This window comes from Blastococcus sp. SYSU DS0539, from assembly GCF_054050855.1.
The window spans coordinates 41,669-59,364 of record NZ_JBJHAF010000003.1; the positions used below are offsets into that span (position 1 = coordinate 41,669).

Consider the following 17,696-nt stretch of genomic DNA (forward strand, 5'->3'; position numbering starts at 1 on the left):
CACGAGGGACGCGCTCGGGGCAGACGGGGACGGCTCCTGGCCACGGTGTCGTCCGGAGGACCAGGATGCGCTCAGGCGCTGACGCCCTCGGTGGGGTGGTCGTCCTCCGGCGGGATGCGGCAGACCGATTCCAGCCACAGCGCCGCCGCGACCAGCGCGGCGGAGCTCACCAGCCCGATCAGTGCGGCGACGGCGTCGCTGCCGGCGTACTGCAGCCGGCCCACCGCGGGGCCGACGTGCAGCAGCACCCCCGCCCAGACGCCGGTGAACACCGCACCCACGTAGGCGCTGGCCTGGGCGAGGACGGCCAGGCGGGCCACCAGCATCGGCTCCACCGGGCGCACGGCCGGCGCCCGTCCGTCCGGGGGAAGCCGGCCGGCACGGGCCTCCCGCAGCGCGGACAGCCGGGTCCGGAGGGTGCGGGCGCCGAGCGCCTCGGCGAGAGCCAGCACGGCCAGCGGCGCCGACAGCCACCAGCGCAGCGGCGGCACGTCCCCGTACCAGGTGCGGACCAGCAACCAGGTCGCCACGGCCAGCCCGAGGGCGAGGACGGCGAGGTCGCGGCGGCGGACGGGGGTCACGGCCGGCTCAGTGGAGGTGGTCCCAGCGCACGACCGCCGCCACCTCGGCTGGGTCGAGCGCGGCCACCAGGTCGGCGACCTTCCCGCGTCCCGGGAGGACGGCGGTCGGGTCGAGGGCCAGCCACGGGACGAGCACGAACGCCCGCTCGTGCGCCCGGGGGTGCGGCAGGGTCACCTCGGGGTCGTCGGAGACCACCGGCGCGCCGTCGTCGCCGGTCACGGCGACGACGTCCACGTCGAGCGTGCGCGGGCCCCACCGCACCTCCCGGGTGCGGCCGGCGACCTGCTCCAGCTCGTGCGCCAGGGACAGCCAGCCGCGCGCGTCGCGGTCGCCCCGGGCGACGACGACGGCGTTGAGGTACGGCGGCTGCTCGACCGGCCCCCAGGGCGGCGTCTCGTACAGCGTGGAGCGGGCGACCAGCCCGTGCTGCGTGAGCGCGGTCACCGCCCCGCGGAGCGTGCCGGCGCGGTCGCCGAGGTTGGCTCCCAGCGACAGGACGGCGCGGCTCACCGGCGCTCTCGCCGGATGGTGACCGTGACGTCGTCGAACGGGACGCCCAGCTCGGCCTCGGGCTTGTGCACGGTGATCTCCACCGCGTCGACGAGCTCGTCGGCCAGGCACACGTCGGCCAGCCGCTGGGCCAGGGTCTCCAGCAGGTTGACCGGCTCCCCGTTCAGCACCGCGTGCAGCCGCTGGGCGAGGTCGGCGTAGTTCACCGTGCGGCCCAGGTCGTCGGCGGCGGCCGCCGCCGAGGTGTCCAGCTCGAGGACGGCGTCGGCGCGGAACATCTGCCCGCGCTCGCGCTCGAAGGAGTACACCCCGTGGTGCGCGTGGGCGCGGATGCCCCGGACGGCGATCCGATCGGGGGTTCGGTGGTCAACCACGGCCGGCTCCCTTCGCGGCTCGGACGGCCTCGAGCGTGCGCAGCGCGTCGACCGACGCCGCGGCGTCGTGCACCCGCACGCCCCACGCCCCAGCCTCGGCGGCGAGCACCGTCGTGGCAAGGGTGGCGGCGTCGCGCTGCTCCGCGGGGCGGACCGCGCCGTCGGGCCCGGCGAGCAGCCGGCCGAGGAACGTCTTGCGGGAGGCGCCGACGAGCACCGGCAGCCCGAGGGCCACCATCCGGTCCAGCCCGGCGAGCAGCGCCCAGTTGTGCTCGGCCCGCTTGGCGAAGCCGAGGCCCGGGTCGAGCACGAGCTGCTCGGGCCGCACCCCGGTGGCGACGACGTCCTCCACCCGCGCGGTCAGCTCGGCGCACACCTCGGTGACGACGTCGCCGTACTGGGCGGCCGCGTACATCTCCCGGCTGTGCCCCCGCCAGTGCATGAGCACCCAGGGCGCGCCGGCGTCGGCGACCAGCTTGGCCATGCCCTCGTCGGCCAGGCCGCCGCTGACGTCGTTGACCAGGACCGCACCGGCGTCCAGCGCGGCCTCGGCGACCTCGGCGCGGGTGGTGTCGACGCTGGTGCGCACGCCCGCGGCCGACAGCTCGCGGATGACCGGCAGCACCCGGCGGCACTCCTCGGTGGCGTCCACGCGGTCGGCGCCGGGGCGGGTGGACTCCCCGCCGACGTCGACGTAGTCGGCGCCGGCGGCGTGCATCGCCAGCCCGTGGGCGATCGCGGTCGCGGCGTCGGCGAAGCAGCCGCCGTCGGAGAACGAGTCGGGGGTGACGTTCAGGACGCCCATGACCAGGGTGCGCCCCGGCCGCGGCAGGAGGGCCGAGCTCATCGCCGGGCCGCGCTCACCGGCCGAGGACGAGGCTCATCGCCTCGCTGCGCGTCGCCGCGTTGTCCCGGAAGATGCCCCGCACCGCCGACGTGACGGTGGAGGAGCCGGGCTTGCGGATGCCGCGCATGGCCATGCAGAGGTGCTCGGCCTGGACCACGACGAGCACGCCGCGCGGCTTGAGCGCGTCGGCGAGCGCATCGGCGATCTGCCGCGTCATCCGCTCCTGCACCTGGGGCCGGCGGGCGTAGACCTCGACCAGCCGGGCCAGCTTGGACAGGCCGGTGACCCGGCCGTCCTCCCCCGGGATGTAGGCGACGTGCGCGACCCCGTGGAAGGGCACGAGGTGGTGCTCGCAGGTCGAGTACATCGGGATGTCCTTGACCAGCACCAGCTCGTCGTGCTCCTCGTCGAACGTCGTCGCGAGGACGTCGTACGGGTCCTGCCAGAGGCCGGCGAAGGTCTCCGCGTAGGACCGCGCGACCCGGGCCGGGGTGTCCTGCAGGCCGGGCCGGTCCGGGTCCTCGCCGATGGCGATCAGCAGCTCGCGCACCGCGGTCGCTGCCCGCTCCTGGTCGACCCCGGCGGCCGGCTGCAGCAGCTGGTCGGCCGGCTCCGCCGGGATCTCGCTCATCGCTGCGCCGGGGCCCCGACGTCGCCGACCGGGGTCGACTCCGGCACGGACCCGTTGTGCCCGGCCCGCTCGGCCGGCGTCAGCACCGGCGGCTGGTTCGACGGGGTGCGCTTGCCGAAGCCGTTGTAGGGCGCCAGGGAGGGCCGCTTGGCGACCGGCGCGCAGATCCGCGCCATGTCCTCCTTGGACAGCGTCTCCTTCTCCATCAGCTCGAGCACGAGCTGGTCGAGGACCCCGCGGTACTCGACCAGGATCTCCCAGGCCTCGTCGTGCGCGGCCTCGATCAGCGCGCGGATCTCGGCGTCGATGTCGGCGGCCACGGCCTCGGAGTAGTCCGGGCGGGAACCCATGTCCCGGCCCATGAACGGCTCGGAGTCGGTGTTGCCGTACTTCACCGCACCGAGCTTGGCGCTCATGCCGTACTGGGTGACCATCGCCCGGGCCATGGAGGTGGCCTTCTCGATGTCGTTGCCCGCGCCGGTGGTCGGCTCGTGGAAGACGAGCTCCTCGGCCGCGCGCCCGCCGAGGGCGTAGGCGAGGGTGTCGATCATCTCCGAGCGCGTCTGGGTGTACTTGTCCTCGGTCGGCAGCACGAGCGTGTGCCCGAGGGAGCGGCCGCGCGGCAGGATCGTCACCTTGTGCACCGGGTCCAGGTTGGGCAGTGCGTGCGCCACCAGGGCGTGGCCGCCCTCGTGGTAGGCGGTGACCTTCTTCTCCTTCTCGCTCATCGCCCGGGTCTTGCGCTCGGGGCCGGCGATCACCCGGTCGATCGCCTCTTCGAGGGTCTCGTCGGTGATCAGCGACCCGTTGTTGCGGGCGGTGAGCAGGGCGGCCTCGTTGAGCACGTTGGCCAGATCGGCACCGGTGAAGCCGGGCGAGCGACGGGCCACGGTCTCCAGGTCGACGTCGGGCGCCAGCGGCTTGCCCTTCGCGTGCACCTCGAGGATCTTCTTGCGCCCCATGAGGTCGGGCCGGTCGACGGCGATCTGCCGGTCGAAGCGGCCCGGGCGCAGCAGCGCCGGGTCCAGGATGTCGGGCCGGTTGGTGGCGGCGATCATGATCACGCCACCCTTGACGTCGAAGCCGTCCATCTCGACCAGCATCTGGTTGAGGGTCTGCTCGCGCTCGTCGTGCCCGCCGCCCATGCCGGCGCCGCGGTGGCGGCCGACGGCGTCGATCTCGTCGACGAAGATGATCGCCGGCGCGTTCTCCTTGGCCTGGGTGAACAGGTCACGCACCCGGCTGGCGCCGACGCCGACGAACATCTCGACGAAGTCGGAGCCGGAGATGGAGAAGAACGGGACGCCGGCCTCGCCGGCCACGGCCCGGGCGAGCAGGGTCTTGCCGGTTCCGGGCGGGCCGAACAGCAGGACGCCCTTGGGGATCTTGGCGCCGACGGCCTGGAACTTCACCGGGTTCTGCAGGAAGTCCTTGATCTCGTGCAGTTCCTCGATGGCCTCGTCGGCACCGGCGACGTCGGAGAACGTCGTCTTCGGGGTGTCCTTGGTGACCTGCTTGGCCTTGGACTTGCCGAAGGCCATGACGCCGCGGCCGCCGCCCTGCATGGAGTTGAACAGCCAGAACAGCAGGAGCAGGAGGATGAGGAACGGCAGGAAGCTGACCAGCAGGCTGACCAGGAGGCTGTCCTGGGTGACGTTGGTGTCGAACTCGGTCTCGCCGTCCTCGCCGCGCAGGAGGTCGACGATGTCGCCCTCGACCGCGATCGGGTAGGACGCCTGCACCTCGGTGGCGCCCTCGACCTCGTCGGTGAGCACCAGGTCGAGCGTCTGCTCCTTGGTGTTGAGCGTGGCCGACTCGACGTTGCCGTCCTCGATCTGCTCGAGGGCCGTCGAGGTGGTGATCTCCTTGAGTCCGCCGCTGCCGCTGAACACCGACGAGACGGTGAGGGCCAGCAGGATGACGAGGACGACCCAGAACCAGACGGAGCGGAAGATCTTCTTACGTTCCATACACCGATGCCGGGCGCCGGCGTGCCGGCCTGCCCGTCGACCCTCCTGATCGTCCCGGGACACCGCGAACGGCCGGGGTGCGGACCCCGGCGCTCGGTGCGGCGTCGTCGGCATCGACGGTACACCGGCGAACCTGTCCGACTCCTGCGTACGACCTGGGAACCCCCACCCGTCCCTCCCCCGAGGGAAGCGTCGCGGGCACGCGGGCGAGGTCGGTGCGCCGAGCGGGGCCCGGAGGCTCCCCGAGGCGCGCCGAGGCCGCGCCGGACGAGAGCCGGGAACGGCGGGAGTCGCGGCACCTGAGGCGAGCCGCTCCGCGAGACCGGCACGCCGAGCGGGGGCCGGAGGCCCTCCGAGGCGCGCCGGGAGACGGCTCAGCGCAGACCGGGGACGGCACCTGGCCGCGGTCGTCGTCCGGAGGACGACAGTGTCACTGGTACACCTCGGGCTTGAGCGTCCCGATGTAGGGCAGGTCGCGGTAGCGCTCGGCGTAGTCCAGGCCGTAGCCGATGACGAACTCGTTGGGGATGTCGAAGCCGATGTACTTGACCGGCACCTCGACCTTCACCGCGTCGGGCTTGCGCAGCAGGGCGCAGACCTCGAGCGACGCCGGCGCCCGGCCGCCGAGGTTCTTCAGCAGCCAGGAGAGGGTCAGCCCGGAGTCGATGATGTCCTCGAGCACGAGCACGTGCTTGCCGGTGATGTCCCGGTCGAGGTCCTTGAGGATGCGCACGACACCCGACGAGCTGGTGGACGAACCGTAGGACGACACCGCCATGAACTCCATCTGGGTGGGCAGCTGGAGGGCGCGGGCGAAGTCGCTCATGAACAGCACGGCGCCCTTGAGCACGCCGACGAGGAGGACCTCCTTGCCCGCGTAGTCGGCGGCGACCTGGGCGGCGAGCTCGCCGATCTTCTCCCGGATCTGCTCCTCGCTGAGCAGGACGTGGTCGATGTCCGGCCCGTAGCCGTGGTCGGGACCGAGCGCCCCGGGCGTGCTGGCAGTCTCCGTCACGGAAAGGGCTCCTCATCGGGTGCGGGTCCGGGGGCGCCGCCGCGGGCTCCGGGCGGTACCACCCCCAGGGTGCCAGACGCCCGGACGACGCCTGCGCCGCCGGGTAGGTCCACGATCCCCTGCCCCCGCCACCGGGTGACGAGGCTCTCGACGGCGCGCAGGTGGACGGCCTGCAGGTCGGGGACGCCGGCCGCGTGCAGCCAGCTCCGCAGCACGCGGCGGCGCACCGCGGCGGGCAACGGCTCCAGGGGGCCGGCGGGCAGGCCGCCGTCCCCGGACTCCGCGGCGAGCCGGGCCAGCTCGGCGGCGGCCAGGTCGTCCAGGGCGTCGAGGTCCTCGCGGAGCAGCTCGGCGGTACGGGCGAGGGCGGGCGCGACCCCGCCGCCGAGCACCTCCTCCAGCAGCGGCAGCACCTCGGCGCGCAGCCGCACCCGGGTGTACGCCGGGTCGGCGTTCCACGGGTCGTCCCACACCGGCAACCCCTGGTCGGCGCACGCCTGCCGGGTCGTCGCCCGGCGGACGCCGAGCAGCGGCCGCCACCAGGACACCCCGCCGTCGGTCCGCTCGGGCACCATGCCGGCGACCGAGCGCGGTCCGGAGCCGCGGCCCAGCCCCAGGAGCACGGTCTCGGCCTGGTCGTCGAGCGTGTGCCCGAGGGCGATGCGCGCGCCGTGCTCGGTCGCCGCGCCGGCGAGCGCCGCGTACCGGGCGGTGCGGGCGGCTGCCTCGGGGCCGCCGTCGTCCCCCACCCGGACGGTCCGCACGAGGACCGGGTCCAGGCCCAGCTCGCGCAGCACCGCCGCGGTGCGGCCGGCCTGCTGCGCCGATCCGGCCTGCAGGCCGTGGTCCACGGTCACCCCGCCGACGCGGACGCCGGCGGCCCGCGCCTCGAAGGCCAGCGCGGCGGCAAGCGCCACCGAGTCCGCTCCCCCGCTGCAGGCGGCGAGCACGGGCCGGTCGCTGCCGCGCAGCCCGGCGCGCACGGCGAGCCGCAGCTCCGCTACCGCGCGGGGTGGCCCGCCCACGCCGTCGGTCAGGCGGGCAGGGCCGGGCGGCCGAGCACCCGCTCGACCCACAGTTCCGGCGCGGTGAGCTCCTCGATCAGCGGCAGGTTCGCCGGGCCTTCCCAGACCCGGTTGAAGCCCGCCATGCCGGCGAGGTCCACCACGCCGCCGACGAAGTGCCGCCCGTCGGCGTACTGCTTCATCTTCTGCTCCAGCCCGAGCAGGCGGCGCAGCACGCGGTCGAGCGGCCCGCGGCCCTTGCGCCGCTGGGCGAACCGCTTGCGCAGCGTGCGCACCGTCGGCACGACGTCCGGGCCGACGCCGTCCATGACGTACTCGGCGTGCCCCTCCACCAGGCTCATCACCGCGGTGACCCGGTCGAGCACCGCCCGCTGGGCGGGGTCGCGCACCAGCGCCATGAGCCCCTCGGGCTCGCCGTCGCCGCTGCCGCCGCGCACCGCGTCGGCGACGCTGCGCAGCACGTCCTGCAGGCGGTCGCGCAGCACGTCGGGGGTGAGGTCGGTGGCGGCGACGAACTCCGCGATCTGCCCCTCGAGGTAGCCGGTCAGCCACGGGACGCCGGTGAACTGCAGCTGGTGGGTGACCTCGTGCAGGCAGACCCAGAGCCGGAAGTCCGACGGGTCGACGCCGAGCTTCCGCTCGGTCGCCACGATGTTGGGGGCCACGAGCAGCAGCCGGCCGCCGGTGCCGAAGATCTCGTACTGGCCGAGCACCCGGGAGGACAGGAATGCCAGCAGCCCGCCGGCCTGCACGCCGGTGGCCCGGGAGCCGATGGCCGTGGCGAGCGCCCCCGGCCGGGAGCCCTGGCGCTCGGCGAGCTTGTCGACCAGCGGGTCGAGCAGCGCGGCCATGCCGCGGGCGTTGGCATCGGCCCAGCCGGGCCGGTCGACGACGACCACCTCGGGAACCGCTCCGCCGGGGACCGGCCGCAGGCCGGTGAGCGCCTCGACGTGCGCCACGGCGGTGGCGGCGGAGCGGTGCAGCTCGGCGACGACGGAGGCGGCCTCCTCCCGCGTCGTCCGCGGGCCCGGGTTCACCAGGCGGCGGGCCGTGCGTCCGGCGAGGTCCCAGTCGACCATCGAGGAGGCGCTGCTCATCGCCTCACCGTACGCGGCAGCCGCCCACCGGGACGGCCGCGGCACCGGTCAGCGGCAGCCGCAGGCGGCGAGCGTCGCGGCGAACTCGTCGAGGGCGGCCTCCGCCGCCGCCTCGCTGCCCGTGGCCTCGTCGGCGACGACGGTGAAGGCCAGCAGCCGCCCGTCGGCGGTCACCACGGTACCGGCGAGGGCGTGGACGCCCAGCAGGGTGCCGGTCTTGGCGCGCACGGTGCCGGGCGCGGTGGCCGGGTCGTCGTCCCCGCGGTCGGCGAGCGTGCCGTCGTACCCCGCGACCGGCAGGCCGGCGAGCAGCCCGGACGCCTCGCCCAGGCTGCCGTCGGCCGCGCCGCGCACCAGGGCGGTGAGCAGCTCGGCGGTGACGCTGTCCTCCCGCGAGAGGCCGCTGCCGTCGGCCAGGGTGACGCCCGAGACGTCCAGCCCGGCCTCCTCCAGCGCGTCGACGACGGCCTGCGCCGCGCCGTCGAAGCTGGCCGGCTCGTCCCGGGCCAGCGCGACCTGGCGGGCCAGCGCCTCGGCGAGCACGTTGTCGGACATGGCGAGCGCCTGCTCCACCAGCCGGACCACCGGAGCCGACTGCACGGCGCCCAGCGTCGTCGCGCCGGCCGGCGCCTGGCCGAGGACCACCGCGGCCCCCGGGGCGCCGAGGGCGTCGGCGAGCGCGGCGCCGGCGTCGATGCCGGGCTGGCCGCTGCGGGCCGTCGCCCCGGGGCTGACACGGGCGCCGTCGACGGCGGTGGCGGTGACCGGGGCGGCGTAGCTGGACGGGGCGTCGCCGGCTCCCCAGCCGCTGGCGGTGAGCGGGCCGGTGAACAGCGAGCTGTCCACGACCACGCGGGTCACGGGGGTGCCGGCGGGCAGCGCACCGACCACCTGGGTGGCGAGGTCGGCCATGGTCGCCGCGCCCGGGTAGGTCTGGGACGGCTCGGTGCGGGAGAGGGTGGGGTCGCCCCCGCCGACGAGCACCACCTCGCCGGGGGCGGCGCCGCTGACGACCCGGGTCTCCAGCGTCTCGCCGGGGTCGAGGGTGGTGAGCACGGCCGCGGCGGTGAGAAGCTTCGCGGTGGACGCCGGCGTCAGGGGCGCGGCGGCGTCCTCGTCGAACAGCACCTGGCCGGTGGCGACGTCGACCACCTGGGCGGTGGCGCCGGGGCCCAGCGCCGGCCCGGTGACCAGCGGGCCGAGGGTGGCCGCGAGGACGTCGGCGTCGGGGACGGGGGCGTCGGCGGACAGGGCGGCGAGGACGGGGTCGGCGGCGCCCAGGTCCGGCAGCTGCGCGTCCGGGACGACGACGGCGGCCCCGTCGGCGCCCGCGTCGGTGCCGAGCAGGACGCCCAGTCCGACGCCACCGCCGACGAGCACCAGGACCAGCGCCACGGTGCCCATCGCCAGGCGCCGCCGGAAGCGCCCGTAGTTCGCCGTGACGATCGTCGATCCGCTCGACGAAATGCTGTCCACCCCCCAGAGGGGGGCCTGCGCCGACCGGATCGGCCCCCGTGGGCCACACTACGTTCGTGCAGTTCGACGTGACGGTAGAAATCCCGAAGGGCCAGCGGAACAAGTACGAGCTGGACCATGAGACCGGACGCATCCGCTTGGACCGGATGCTGTTCACCTCCACCCGCTATCCGGCGGACTACGGCTACATCGAGAACACCCTGGGGCAGGACGGCGATCCGCTCGACGCCCTGGTGATCCTCGAGGAGCCGACGTTCCCCGGGTGCCTGGTCACCTGCCGGGCGATCGGCATGTTCCGCATGACCGACGAAGCCGGAGGGGACGACAAGGTCCTCTGCGTGCCGGCGACGGACCCGCGGGTGGCGCACCTCAAGGAGATCCACGACGTGTCGGAGTTCGACCGTCTGGAGATCCAGCACTTCTTCGAGACCTACAAGGACCTGGAGCCGGGCAAGTCGGTCGAGGGCGCCGAGTGGGTCGGCCGCGAAGAGGCCGAGGCCGAGATCGTGGCCTCGGTCGAGCGCGCGAAGAACAACTCCACGCACCACTGACCTCCCGCCCGGCCTCCGGGACCGGGCGCCGAGCGCACCGACGGCGGCACGCCCCACGCGGGACGTGCCGCCGTCAGCCGTTCCCGCGAACAGGTCCGGTCACCGGTTTTCCGCCCGGATGCGCACGGCTGCGGTTCTGCGGGCGCCGTGACCGCCGTCGTACGCATGCGGGCGCACCTCGAGGCCCGCGAACGACGCAGCGGGCCCGTCCTGGTGGACGGGCCCGCTGCGTTCTGGAGCCGCCTGTCGGAATCGAACCGACGACCTTCTCATTACGAGTGAGATGCTCTACCGACTGAGCTAAGGCGGCGAACTGCCCGCACAGCCTACGACACCGATCCCCCGGCTCCGCGCCGGGGCGGTGGGTGTCAGGCGGGCAGGCGCAGCGCGACGGTGAGCGCCTCCAGGGCCACCTGCGGCTTCACGTTCTGCTCCAGCGCCAGCCGGCAGGCGAGGATGGCGTCGATGCGGCGCAGCGCCCCGTCGGCGCCGATCCGGCGGGCGAGCTCCTCGGCATCGGCCCGGCGGTCGGGGTGGTTGAGCACCCGCGCGGCCCCCGGGGCGGCGTCGAGCACGAGCGCGTCCCGGTAGAGGCCGGCGAGGTCGACCAGCGCCCGGTCCAGCGAGTCGCGGCCCAGCCGGGTGGCCCGCGACTTCTGCCGCTTCTCCAGCTCCTTGAGCTGCCCGGCGCCCCGGCTGGCGGCGGCCACGCCCGGGCCCCGCGCACCGACCCCGAGGCTGGCCTTGACCGCCTCGGTCTCCGCGCCGTCGAGCGCCGCCGAGGCCTCGTCGGCCTCCTCCTTCGCCGCGCCGACCAGGTCGTCGGCGGCGTCCAGGCAGGCGGCCAGCGAGACCAGCCGCAGGGGCACGTCCAGCACCGCCTTGCGGGAGAGCCGCGCCTCCTCGTCCCGGGCCAGCCGGCGCGCCCGCCCGACGTGCCCGCCCGAGGCGGCCGCCGCCCAGGCCGCCATGGCCGGGTCGACGCCGTCCCGCCGGACGAGGACGTCGGCGATGGCGTCGGCGGTGGGCGTGCGCAGGCTGACCAGCCGGCAGCGCGACCGGATGGTCACCATGACGTCGTCGGGGTGCAGGCTCGGGACGCAGAGCATCACCACGGTGCGCGGCGGCGGCTCCTCGATCATCTTGAGCACCGCGTTCGCCGCGTGCTCGGTCATCCGGTCGGCGTCCTCGACCACGATGATCTGCCAGCGGCCCTGCGACGGCGCCCGGCTGGCGCCGGTCACGATCTCGCGCGCCTCGCGGGCACCGATCGACAGGCCGTCCGGGACGATGAGCTTCACGTCCGCGTGGGTGCCGGCGAGCGCCGTCCGGCACGCGTGGCAGGTGCCGTCCCCGCCCGCGGGGCACTGCAGCGCGGCGGCGAACGCCCGTGCCGCGACCGAACGCCCCGAGCCGGGCGGCCCGGTGAACAGCCAGGCGTGGGTCATCGCCGCGGGGTCGGTGACGGCGGTGCGCAGCTCCTCCACCACCGCCGGCTGCCCGATCACCTGCTCCCACACGCCGCCCGGCGCGGTGCCCGCGGCGGTCACGGGTGCAGCCGGGTGGTCGAGCCGGTCTGCGCGTGCGGCTGGTGGGGCACCGGCTGCGGGCTCCCGTCGTCGGAGTGGAGGGCCGGCTCGACCCGGGTCTGCTCGCCCCGGGCCTGCTCGACCGGCTGGGCGAGGGTCTGCAGCGGGAGGCCGGACAGCAGCTGGGCGACCCGGACGCGCACGGCCGCGGCGATCTCGTCGGGCGACCGCCGGGCGTCGAGCACCAGGTAGCGGTCCGGCTCGGACTCGGCCAGTGCGCAGAACGTCTGGCGGACCCGCTGGTGGAAGTCGATCGACTCCGACTCCAGCCGGTCGGCGGCCGCCCGGCCACGGGCCCGCGCCAGACCCACCTCGGGCGGCAGGTCGAGCAGCACCGTGAGGTCGGGCCGCAGGCCCTGCGTCGCCCAGCGGGAGAGCATCCGGACGTCCTCGAGCGGGATGGTGCGCCCGGCGCCCTGGTAGGCCAGCGAGCTGTCGACGAACCGGTCGGTGATGACGACCTCGCCGGCGTCCAGCGCCGGCCGCAGCACGTCGTGCACGTGCTGGGCGCGGTCGGCGGCGTAGAGCAGCGCCTCCGACCGCGGCGCGATGCCGGTGTTCGCCTTGTCCAGGACGATGGCGCGGATCCCGGCCCCGGACGGGGTCGCCCCGGGCTCGAACGAGGCGCGCGCGACCAGCCCCTCGTCGGTGAGCCACTCCTGCAGCCGGCGCACCTGGGTGGACTTGCCGGCGCCCTCGCCGCCCTCGAAGGCGATGAGCACCCCGCCCCCGGCCAGCCGCCGGCGGGCGGTGGTGTCCCGGCGCAGCGCGGTCATGACGTCGGCGAACAGCGGCACCGGGCGGCCGTCGTCCATCTGCCGGTAGGCCAGCACCCCGACGCCGATGGCCAGCAGCCCCGCGGCGGACAGCATGATCCGCTCGCCGGACAGGGGGACCACGACAGCGCCGAGGTCCAGCTCGTGGCGCCCGATCAGGCCGATCCCGATGGGGACGAACCCCAGGGAGAGGATCAGCGCGGCCCGGACCAGCGACTGCACGATCGCGAACGTGCGGCCCCGGATCTCGTCGGCCACCTCGGTGCCGATGAGGGTGAACCCGGCGAGGTAGGCGATGCCGGCGAAGAACCCCATGCCGACGACCAGCACCAGCGCGATCCACAGCGCGAAGGTCCACGACAGCAGCAGCACCATGGCGCCGGCGCCGACGATGGCCACCCCGAAGATCCGCTCGCGGGCGAGGTCCCGGGCGACGCTCGGGCCCAGGCCGATGCCGAGCCCGAGGCCGATGAAGACGGCGCCGAACAGCAGGCCGAAGGCGGCCTGCCCGCCACCGAGCGCGTCGACGAACGACTGCCCCGCGGCGATGATCGCGCCGGCCGCCACGAAGGCGCCGGTGATGCCGACGACCAGGCCGCGGACCAGCCGGGTGTGACCGGCGAAGGAGAAGCCCGCGACCAGCGACCCGAAGAAGCTCTCCTGCTGGGTGACGACGGCTCCGGCGGCGCGCCGGCCGCTGATCGAGGGGAGCTTCCAGATGACCACGGCCGCGACCAGGAACGTGAGGGCGTTGAGGTACAGGGCCAGGTCGACCTGGTCGGTGCCGGGCAGCACGTCGCCGACCCGCCCGCCGGCGCTGTTGAGGACGGCGTAGACGATCGCGGCGACGACCGGGGTCAGCCCGTAGGTGGTGACCAGCGACAGCTGGTTGGCCGGCTCGAGCTGGTCCTTGCGCAGCATGTTCGGGACGGCGGCGTCCTTGGCCGGGATCCAGAACAGGCTGAACGCCTCGATGAGGAACTGGGCGATGAACAGCCAGATCAGGTCGTCGACGATCGGGATCGACGCGAAGAGCGCGAACCGGATGACGTCGGTGACCACCATCGTCTTGCGCCGGTCGAAGCGGTCGGCGAACGCCCCGGCCAGCGGGCCGAGCACGATGGCCGGCAGCAGCCGGAAGAGCAGCACGCCACCGAGGGCGAAGTTCGAGGCGGCGAAGCCGTCCACCAGCGAGGTGGCGGTCGCGGTGATCGCCAGCAGCCCCAGCCAGTCGCCGAAGCTCGACAGCGACATCGACAGCCACAGCTTGCGGAAGTCCCGGACCCGCAGGACCGCCCGGATCTTGGCGACCTGGCCGACGCCGCTGCCGCCGCCGTCGGTCCCGTGCGCGGTGTCCGCTCCGGGGGCGTCCTCGGGCAGCGGCGGTGGCGCATCCGGCGGAACCGGCGTGCCGGCCGGGGGCAGCCCGTCGCCCGCCACGTCCGACCGCTCGACCGGTGCACCGGTCACCGCCTCGTCGCGCGGCGGTACCGGTGGGGTGGGGTCGGCCGGAATCGGAAGCTCCCAGGGTTCGGTGGTCGGCGGGGCGGAGCAGGCCCCGGCGGAGGTCACGGTACCGGGCCGCCGGGACGTTTTCGCCGACTCACCACCCCGCGGGGGATGCGGTTCGCGCTGGTTCCGCCGGGGTGGAACGCCCCCCGCTGGGGTCGCGCACGATGACCGCGACCGGGGAGCCACCGCGCCCGGCGGGCGACTCTTCACCCGGCCGTTGGCGGCCGGACACCTACCTGCGCTTCGCCGGGGAACGCGCCCGGCCGTTCAACGACCTGCTCGCCCGGGTGGGCGCGGAGTCGCCGGCGACCGTCGTCGACCTAGGCTGCGGGGAGGGCGCCCTGACCGCCTCGCTGGCCCGGCGCTGGCCGGGTGCCCGCGTGACCGGGATCGACTCCTCCCCCGACATGCTGGCCGCCGCGGCCGCGTGGGCGGTACCGGGCCGGGTCGCCTTCGCGCCCGGCGACGTGCGCGACGTCCTCCGGCCGGTGCTGGCCCGCCTCGACGACGCCGCCGCCGGCCGGTTCACCGACCCCTACGCCGCCGCGCTGCGGGCCGCCTACCCGCCGCGACCCGACGGCACGACCCTGCTGCCCTTCCGGCGCGTGTTCGCCGTCGGCTCCCGTTCCACCTGACCGCCGGAGGGCGGCGGAGCCACCGGCGCCGCCACGTGCCCGACCCGGCGGGCAACCGGCTGGACGCGCTGGAACCGGTCAGCCCGCGGTGACCGGTGCGGACGTGCCCGCCGTCTCCTTCGCGGTCGTCTTCTTCGCCGCCGCCTTCTTCGCGGTGGTCTTCTTGGCCGGCGCCTTCTTGGCCGTCGTCTTCTTCGCGGCCTTCTTCTTGGTCGCCGGCCCGCGTGCCCGGCGCTCGGCCAGCAGCTCGGCCGCCCGGTCGATGGTGATCGACTCGACGTCGTCGCCCTTGCGCAGGCTGGCGTTGGTCTCGCCGTCGGTCACGTAGGGCCCGAAGCGGCCCTCGCGCACGGTGACCTGCCCCTCGGTGACCGGGTCGGGACCGAGCTCCTTGAGCGGGGCCTTCGCCGCGGCACGGCCGCGCTGCTTGGGCTGGGCGAAGATCGCCAGCGCCTCGTCGAGTGTGACCGTGAAGAGCCGGTCCTCGCTCTCCAGCGAGCGCGAGTCGGTGCCCTTCTTCAGGTACGGGCCGTAGCGGCCGTTGAGCGCCTGGATCTCCTCGCCGTCGGGCGCGGTGCCGACGGTGCGCGGCAGCGTGAGCAGCTTGAGCGCGTCGTCGATGGTCACCGTCTCCGGCGACATGGAGGAGAACAGGCTCGCCGTCCGCGGGGCGTCCTTGCTGCCCTCGGGGACGACGGTGGTGATGTAGGGGCCGTAGCGGCCGGCCTTCACCACGACCGGGTGCCCGGACTCCGGGTCGGTGCCGAGCTCGCGGTCGCCCGAGGGCGCCGCGAGCAGCTCGCGGACCTTCTCCTCGGTCAGCTCGTCGGGCGCGAGGTCCTCGGGGATGCTGACCCGCGCCCCGTCGTCGCCGGCCTGCAGGTACGGGCCGTAGCGGCCGACCCGGGCGACGACCGGCCGGCCCTCGGGGTCGGTGGCGCGCAGCGGGATCGAGTTGACGCCGCGGGCGTCGATCTCCTCCAGCCGCTGGCCGATCACGTGCTTGAGGCCACCGGACTGGGCGATCGCGCCGGCGTGGCCGCCCTCGCCGCCGAAGTAGAACTCGGTCAGCCAGTCGACCCGGCCCAGGTTGCCACCGGCGATCTCGTCGAGCTCGTCCTCCATCAGCGCGGTGAAGTCGTAGTCGACCAGCTGGGTGAAGTACTGCTCCAGCAGGTTGGTCACGGCGAACGCGATGAAGGAGGGCACCAGCGCGTTGCCCTTCTTCCAGACGTACCCGCGGTCCTGGATGGTCTGCATGATCGACGCGAAGGTCGAGGGCCGGCCGATGCCCAGCTCCTCCAGCCGCGCCACCAGGCTCGGCTCGGTGTAGCGCGACGGCGGCTGGGTGGTGTGCCCCTTGGCGTCCAGCGCCTGGGTGTCCAGCTGCTGGCCGCGCTCCAGCCGGGGCAACCGGCGCTCGGCGTCGTCGCTGCCGTGGTCCTCGTCGCCGTCCTTCTGCGCGCCCTCGTCGCGGGACTCCACGTAGGCGCGCAGGAAGCCGGGGAAGGTGATCGTGCGGCCGCTGGCGGTGAACTCGACCGCCTCGTCGGTGCTGCTGCGGCCGGCCAGCCGGACGCTGACGGTCTGGCCGACGGCGTCGGCCATCTGCGAGGCGACGGTGCGCTGCCAGATCAGCTCGTAGAGCCGGAACTCGTCGCGCGCCAGCCCGGCGGCCAGCTGACCCGGGGTCCGGAAGCTGTCGCCGGCCGGGCGGATGGCCTCGTGCGCCTCCTGCGCACCCTTGGACTTCTTGCTGTACACCCGCGCCTCCGGCGGCACGTACGCGTCGCCGTACAGCTCCCTGGCCTGGGTGCGGGCGGCGTTGACCGCCTCGGCCGACAGGTTGGTCGAGTCGGTCCGCATGTAGGTGATGTGGCCGTTCTCGTACAGCCGCTGGGCCACCCGCATGACCTGCGCCGAGGACCAGCCGAGCTTGCGGCCGGCCTCCATCTGCAGCGTGGAGGTGGTGAACGGCGCGTACGGGCGACGGCGGTAGGGCTTCTCGTCGACCCGGCTGACGCTCACCTGCCGGCCCTCGAGCCGGGCGGCCAGGCCGCGGGCGCCGGCCTCGTCGAGGTGCACGACGTCGCCGGTGACGCGGCCGGTGGCGGCGTCGAAGTCCTTGCCCGTGGCGACCCGGCTGTCGTCGACGCTGACCAGCTTCGCGCGGACGGTGGTGGGCTCCCCCGCGTCGGCGCCGTCGGCCTTGCCGGGGACGGCGAAGGTGCCCTCCAGCGACCAGTAGTCGGCGGCGTGGAAGGCCATCCGCTCGCGCTCGCGCTCCACGACGATGCGGGTGGCCACGGACTGGACGCGGCCGGCCGAGAGCTTCGGCAGGACCTTCTTCCACAGGACCGGGCTGACCTCGTAGCCGTAGAGCCGGTCGAGGATGCGGCGGGTCTCCTGGGCGTCGACGAGCGCGGCGTCGAGCTCGCGCGGGTTGGCGACGGCGCGGGCGATCGCCTCGGGGGTGATCTCGTGGAAGACCATCCGGCGCACCGGGACGCGCGGCTTGAGGGTGTCGATCAGGTGCCAGGCGATGGCCTCGCCCTCGCGGTCCTCGTCTGTCGCGAGGTAGATCTCGCTGGCGTCCTTGACCAGCTGCTTGAGCCGGCTCACCTGCTGCTTGCGGTCCGGGCTGACCACGTAGAGCGGCTCGAAGGAGTTGTCGACGTCGACGCCGAGCCGGGCCCATGCCGCGCCCTTGTGCTCGGCCGGCACGTCGGCGGCGTTGCGCGGCAGGTCGCGGATGTGCCCGACGCTCGCCTCGACCACGTAGCCGCTGCCGAGGTAGCCGGCGATCTTGTTGGCCTTGGTCGGCGACTCCACGATGACCAGCGGCCGGCCGCCGGACGCGGCCGAGCCCCGGCGGGCAGGCTTCTTGGCCGCCCCGTCGGTCGTCGGGTCGCTGTCGGCCGCGGGCTTCGTGGTCTTCGTGGGCACGGGACTCCTGTCGGTGGTGCTGAGGTGGTGCGGGCGCGGCGTGCCGTCCGGACCAGGTGGCCTCGGTGCGCCGGCCCCGGGGTGCGGGGCCGGACGGGCGCCACCGCGCCACGCCCCTCGGCGGGCCACGGTAAGCCACCCCGCGGCCGGGCCGCCGGGC

The 17,696-nt window shown here is 74.8% G+C and carries 15 protein-coding genes and 1 tRNA gene; 2 read left to right on the forward strand and 14 right to left on the reverse strand.

What is annotated here, in order from left to right; genetic code table 11:
* Positions 1-71: 71 nt before the first annotated feature.
* The 10 genes from ACI790_RS04530 to dacB form a co-directional block, all read right to left on the reverse strand.
* The gene (locus tag ACI790_RS04530; protein WP_456568599.1) at positions 72-581 is read right to left on the reverse strand and encodes a DUF3180 domain-containing protein; all 510 of its coding nucleotides are present in this window, start codon (positions 579-581) and stop codon (positions 72-74) included.
* A gap of 7 nt (positions 582-588) precedes the next feature.
* Complete coding sequence (gene folK / locus ACI790_RS04535) at positions 589-1,092, reverse strand: 2-amino-4-hydroxy-6-hydroxymethyldihydropteridine diphosphokinase (protein WP_456568600.1); 504 nt, start codon at positions 1,090-1,092, stop codon at positions 589-591.
* Positions 1,089-1,466 (reverse strand): dihydroneopterin aldolase, encoded by a 378-nt coding sequence (gene folB, locus ACI790_RS04540; protein WP_456568601.1) that lies wholly within the window; start codon positions 1,464-1,466, stop codon positions 1,089-1,091. Before folB ends, folK begins: the two co-directional genes overlap by 4 nt.
* A complete protein-coding gene (folP, locus tag ACI790_RS04545) occupies positions 1,459-2,313 on the reverse strand; it encodes a dihydropteroate synthase (protein WP_456568602.1) in 855 nt (284 codons plus the stop codon). The genes folB and folP overlap by 8 nt, the downstream gene beginning before the upstream one ends.
* Before the next feature lie 13 nt (positions 2,314-2,326).
* Positions 2,327-2,944, reverse strand: a complete 618-nt coding sequence (gene folE, locus ACI790_RS04550) for a GTP cyclohydrolase I FolE (protein WP_456568603.1) — start codon at positions 2,942-2,944, stop codon at positions 2,327-2,329.
* The gene (gene ftsH, locus ACI790_RS04555; RefSeq protein ID WP_456568604.1) at positions 2,941-4,914 is read right to left on the reverse strand and encodes an ATP-dependent zinc metalloprotease FtsH; all 1,974 of its coding nucleotides are present in this window, start codon (positions 4,912-4,914) and stop codon (positions 2,941-2,943) included. The genes folE and ftsH overlap by 4 nt, the downstream gene beginning before the upstream one ends.
* 430 nt (positions 4,915-5,344) lie before the next feature.
* On the reverse strand, positions 5,345-5,929 hold the full coding sequence (hpt, locus tag ACI790_RS04560; RefSeq protein WP_456568605.1) for a hypoxanthine phosphoribosyltransferase: 585 nt from the start codon (positions 5,927-5,929) through the stop codon (positions 5,345-5,347).
* Positions 5,926-6,954, reverse strand: coding sequence for a tRNA lysidine(34) synthetase TilS (gene tilS, locus ACI790_RS04565; RefSeq protein WP_456568606.1), 1,029 nt, complete (start codon positions 6,952-6,954; stop codon positions 5,926-5,928). Before tilS ends, hpt begins: the two co-directional genes overlap by 4 nt.
* 8 nt (positions 6,955-6,962) lie before the next feature.
* Positions 6,963-8,051: a zinc-dependent metalloprotease gene (locus ACI790_RS04570; RefSeq protein ID WP_456568607.1), complete on the reverse strand. Its 1,089-nt coding sequence runs from the start codon at positions 8,049-8,051 to the stop codon at positions 6,963-6,965.
* 48 nt (positions 8,052-8,099) lie between these two features.
* Positions 8,100-9,527: a D-alanyl-D-alanine carboxypeptidase/D-alanyl-D-alanine endopeptidase gene (gene dacB / locus ACI790_RS04575; RefSeq protein ID WP_456568608.1), complete on the reverse strand. Its 1,428-nt coding sequence runs from the start codon at positions 9,525-9,527 to the stop codon at positions 8,100-8,102.
* A gap of 56 nt (positions 9,528-9,583) precedes the next feature.
* Between dacB and ACI790_RS04580 the strand changes: the two genes are divergently transcribed.
* Positions 9,584-10,078, forward strand: coding sequence for an inorganic diphosphatase (locus ACI790_RS04580; RefSeq protein ID WP_456568609.1), 495 nt, complete (start codon positions 9,584-9,586; stop codon positions 10,076-10,078).
* 234 nt (positions 10,079-10,312) lie between these two features.
* Here the strand turns inward: ACI790_RS04580 and ACI790_RS04585 are convergent.
* From ACI790_RS04585 to tmk, 3 genes are all read right to left on the reverse strand, one after another.
* Positions 10,313-10,388 (reverse strand) — tRNA-Thr (locus ACI790_RS04585).
* Between the two features lie 58 nt (positions 10,389-10,446).
* Entirely contained in the window at positions 10,447-11,628 is a 1,182-nt protein-coding gene (locus ACI790_RS04590; RefSeq protein WP_456568610.1) for a DNA polymerase III subunit delta', read from the reverse strand.
* Positions 11,625-13,913: a dTMP kinase gene (gene tmk, locus ACI790_RS04595; protein ID WP_456568611.1), complete on the reverse strand. Its 2,289-nt coding sequence runs from the start codon at positions 13,911-13,913 to the stop codon at positions 11,625-11,627. The genes ACI790_RS04590 and tmk overlap by 4 nt, the downstream gene beginning before the upstream one ends.
* A 206-nt stretch (positions 13,914-14,119) precedes the next feature.
* Here tmk and ACI790_RS04600 point away from each other — a divergent pair, with 206 nt between their 5' ends.
* Complete coding sequence (locus ACI790_RS04600) at positions 14,120-14,590, forward strand: methyltransferase domain-containing protein (RefSeq protein WP_456568612.1); 471 nt, start codon at positions 14,120-14,122, stop codon at positions 14,588-14,590.
* Between the two features lie 78 nt (positions 14,591-14,668).
* Here the strand turns inward: ACI790_RS04600 and topA are convergent, their stop codons facing one another.
* Entirely contained in the window at positions 14,669-17,536 is a 2,868-nt protein-coding gene (gene topA / locus ACI790_RS04605; RefSeq protein WP_456568613.1) for a type I DNA topoisomerase, read from the reverse strand.
* Positions 17,537-17,696 lie beyond the last annotated feature (160 nt).

Coding starts and splice junctions, on each gene's coding strand:
- folE (WP_456568603.1), bottom strand. CDS start 2,944: ATGAGCGAGATCCCGGCGGAGCCGGCCGACCAGCTGCTGCAGCCGGCC.
- ftsH (WP_456568604.1), bottom strand. CDS start 4,914: ATGGAACGTAAGAAGATCTTCCGCTCCGTCTGGTTCTGGGTCGTCCTC.
- ACI790_RS04570 (WP_456568607.1), bottom strand. CDS start 8,051: ATGAGCAGCGCCTCCTCGATGGTCGACTGGGACCTCGCCGGACGCACG.
- folP (WP_456568602.1), bottom strand. CDS start 2,313: ATGAGCTCGGCCCTCCTGCCGCGGCCGGGGCGCACCCTGGTCATGGGC.
- ACI790_RS04600 (WP_456568612.1), top strand. CDS start 14,120: ATGACCGCGACCGGGGAGCCACCGCGCCCGGCGGGCGACTCTTCACCC.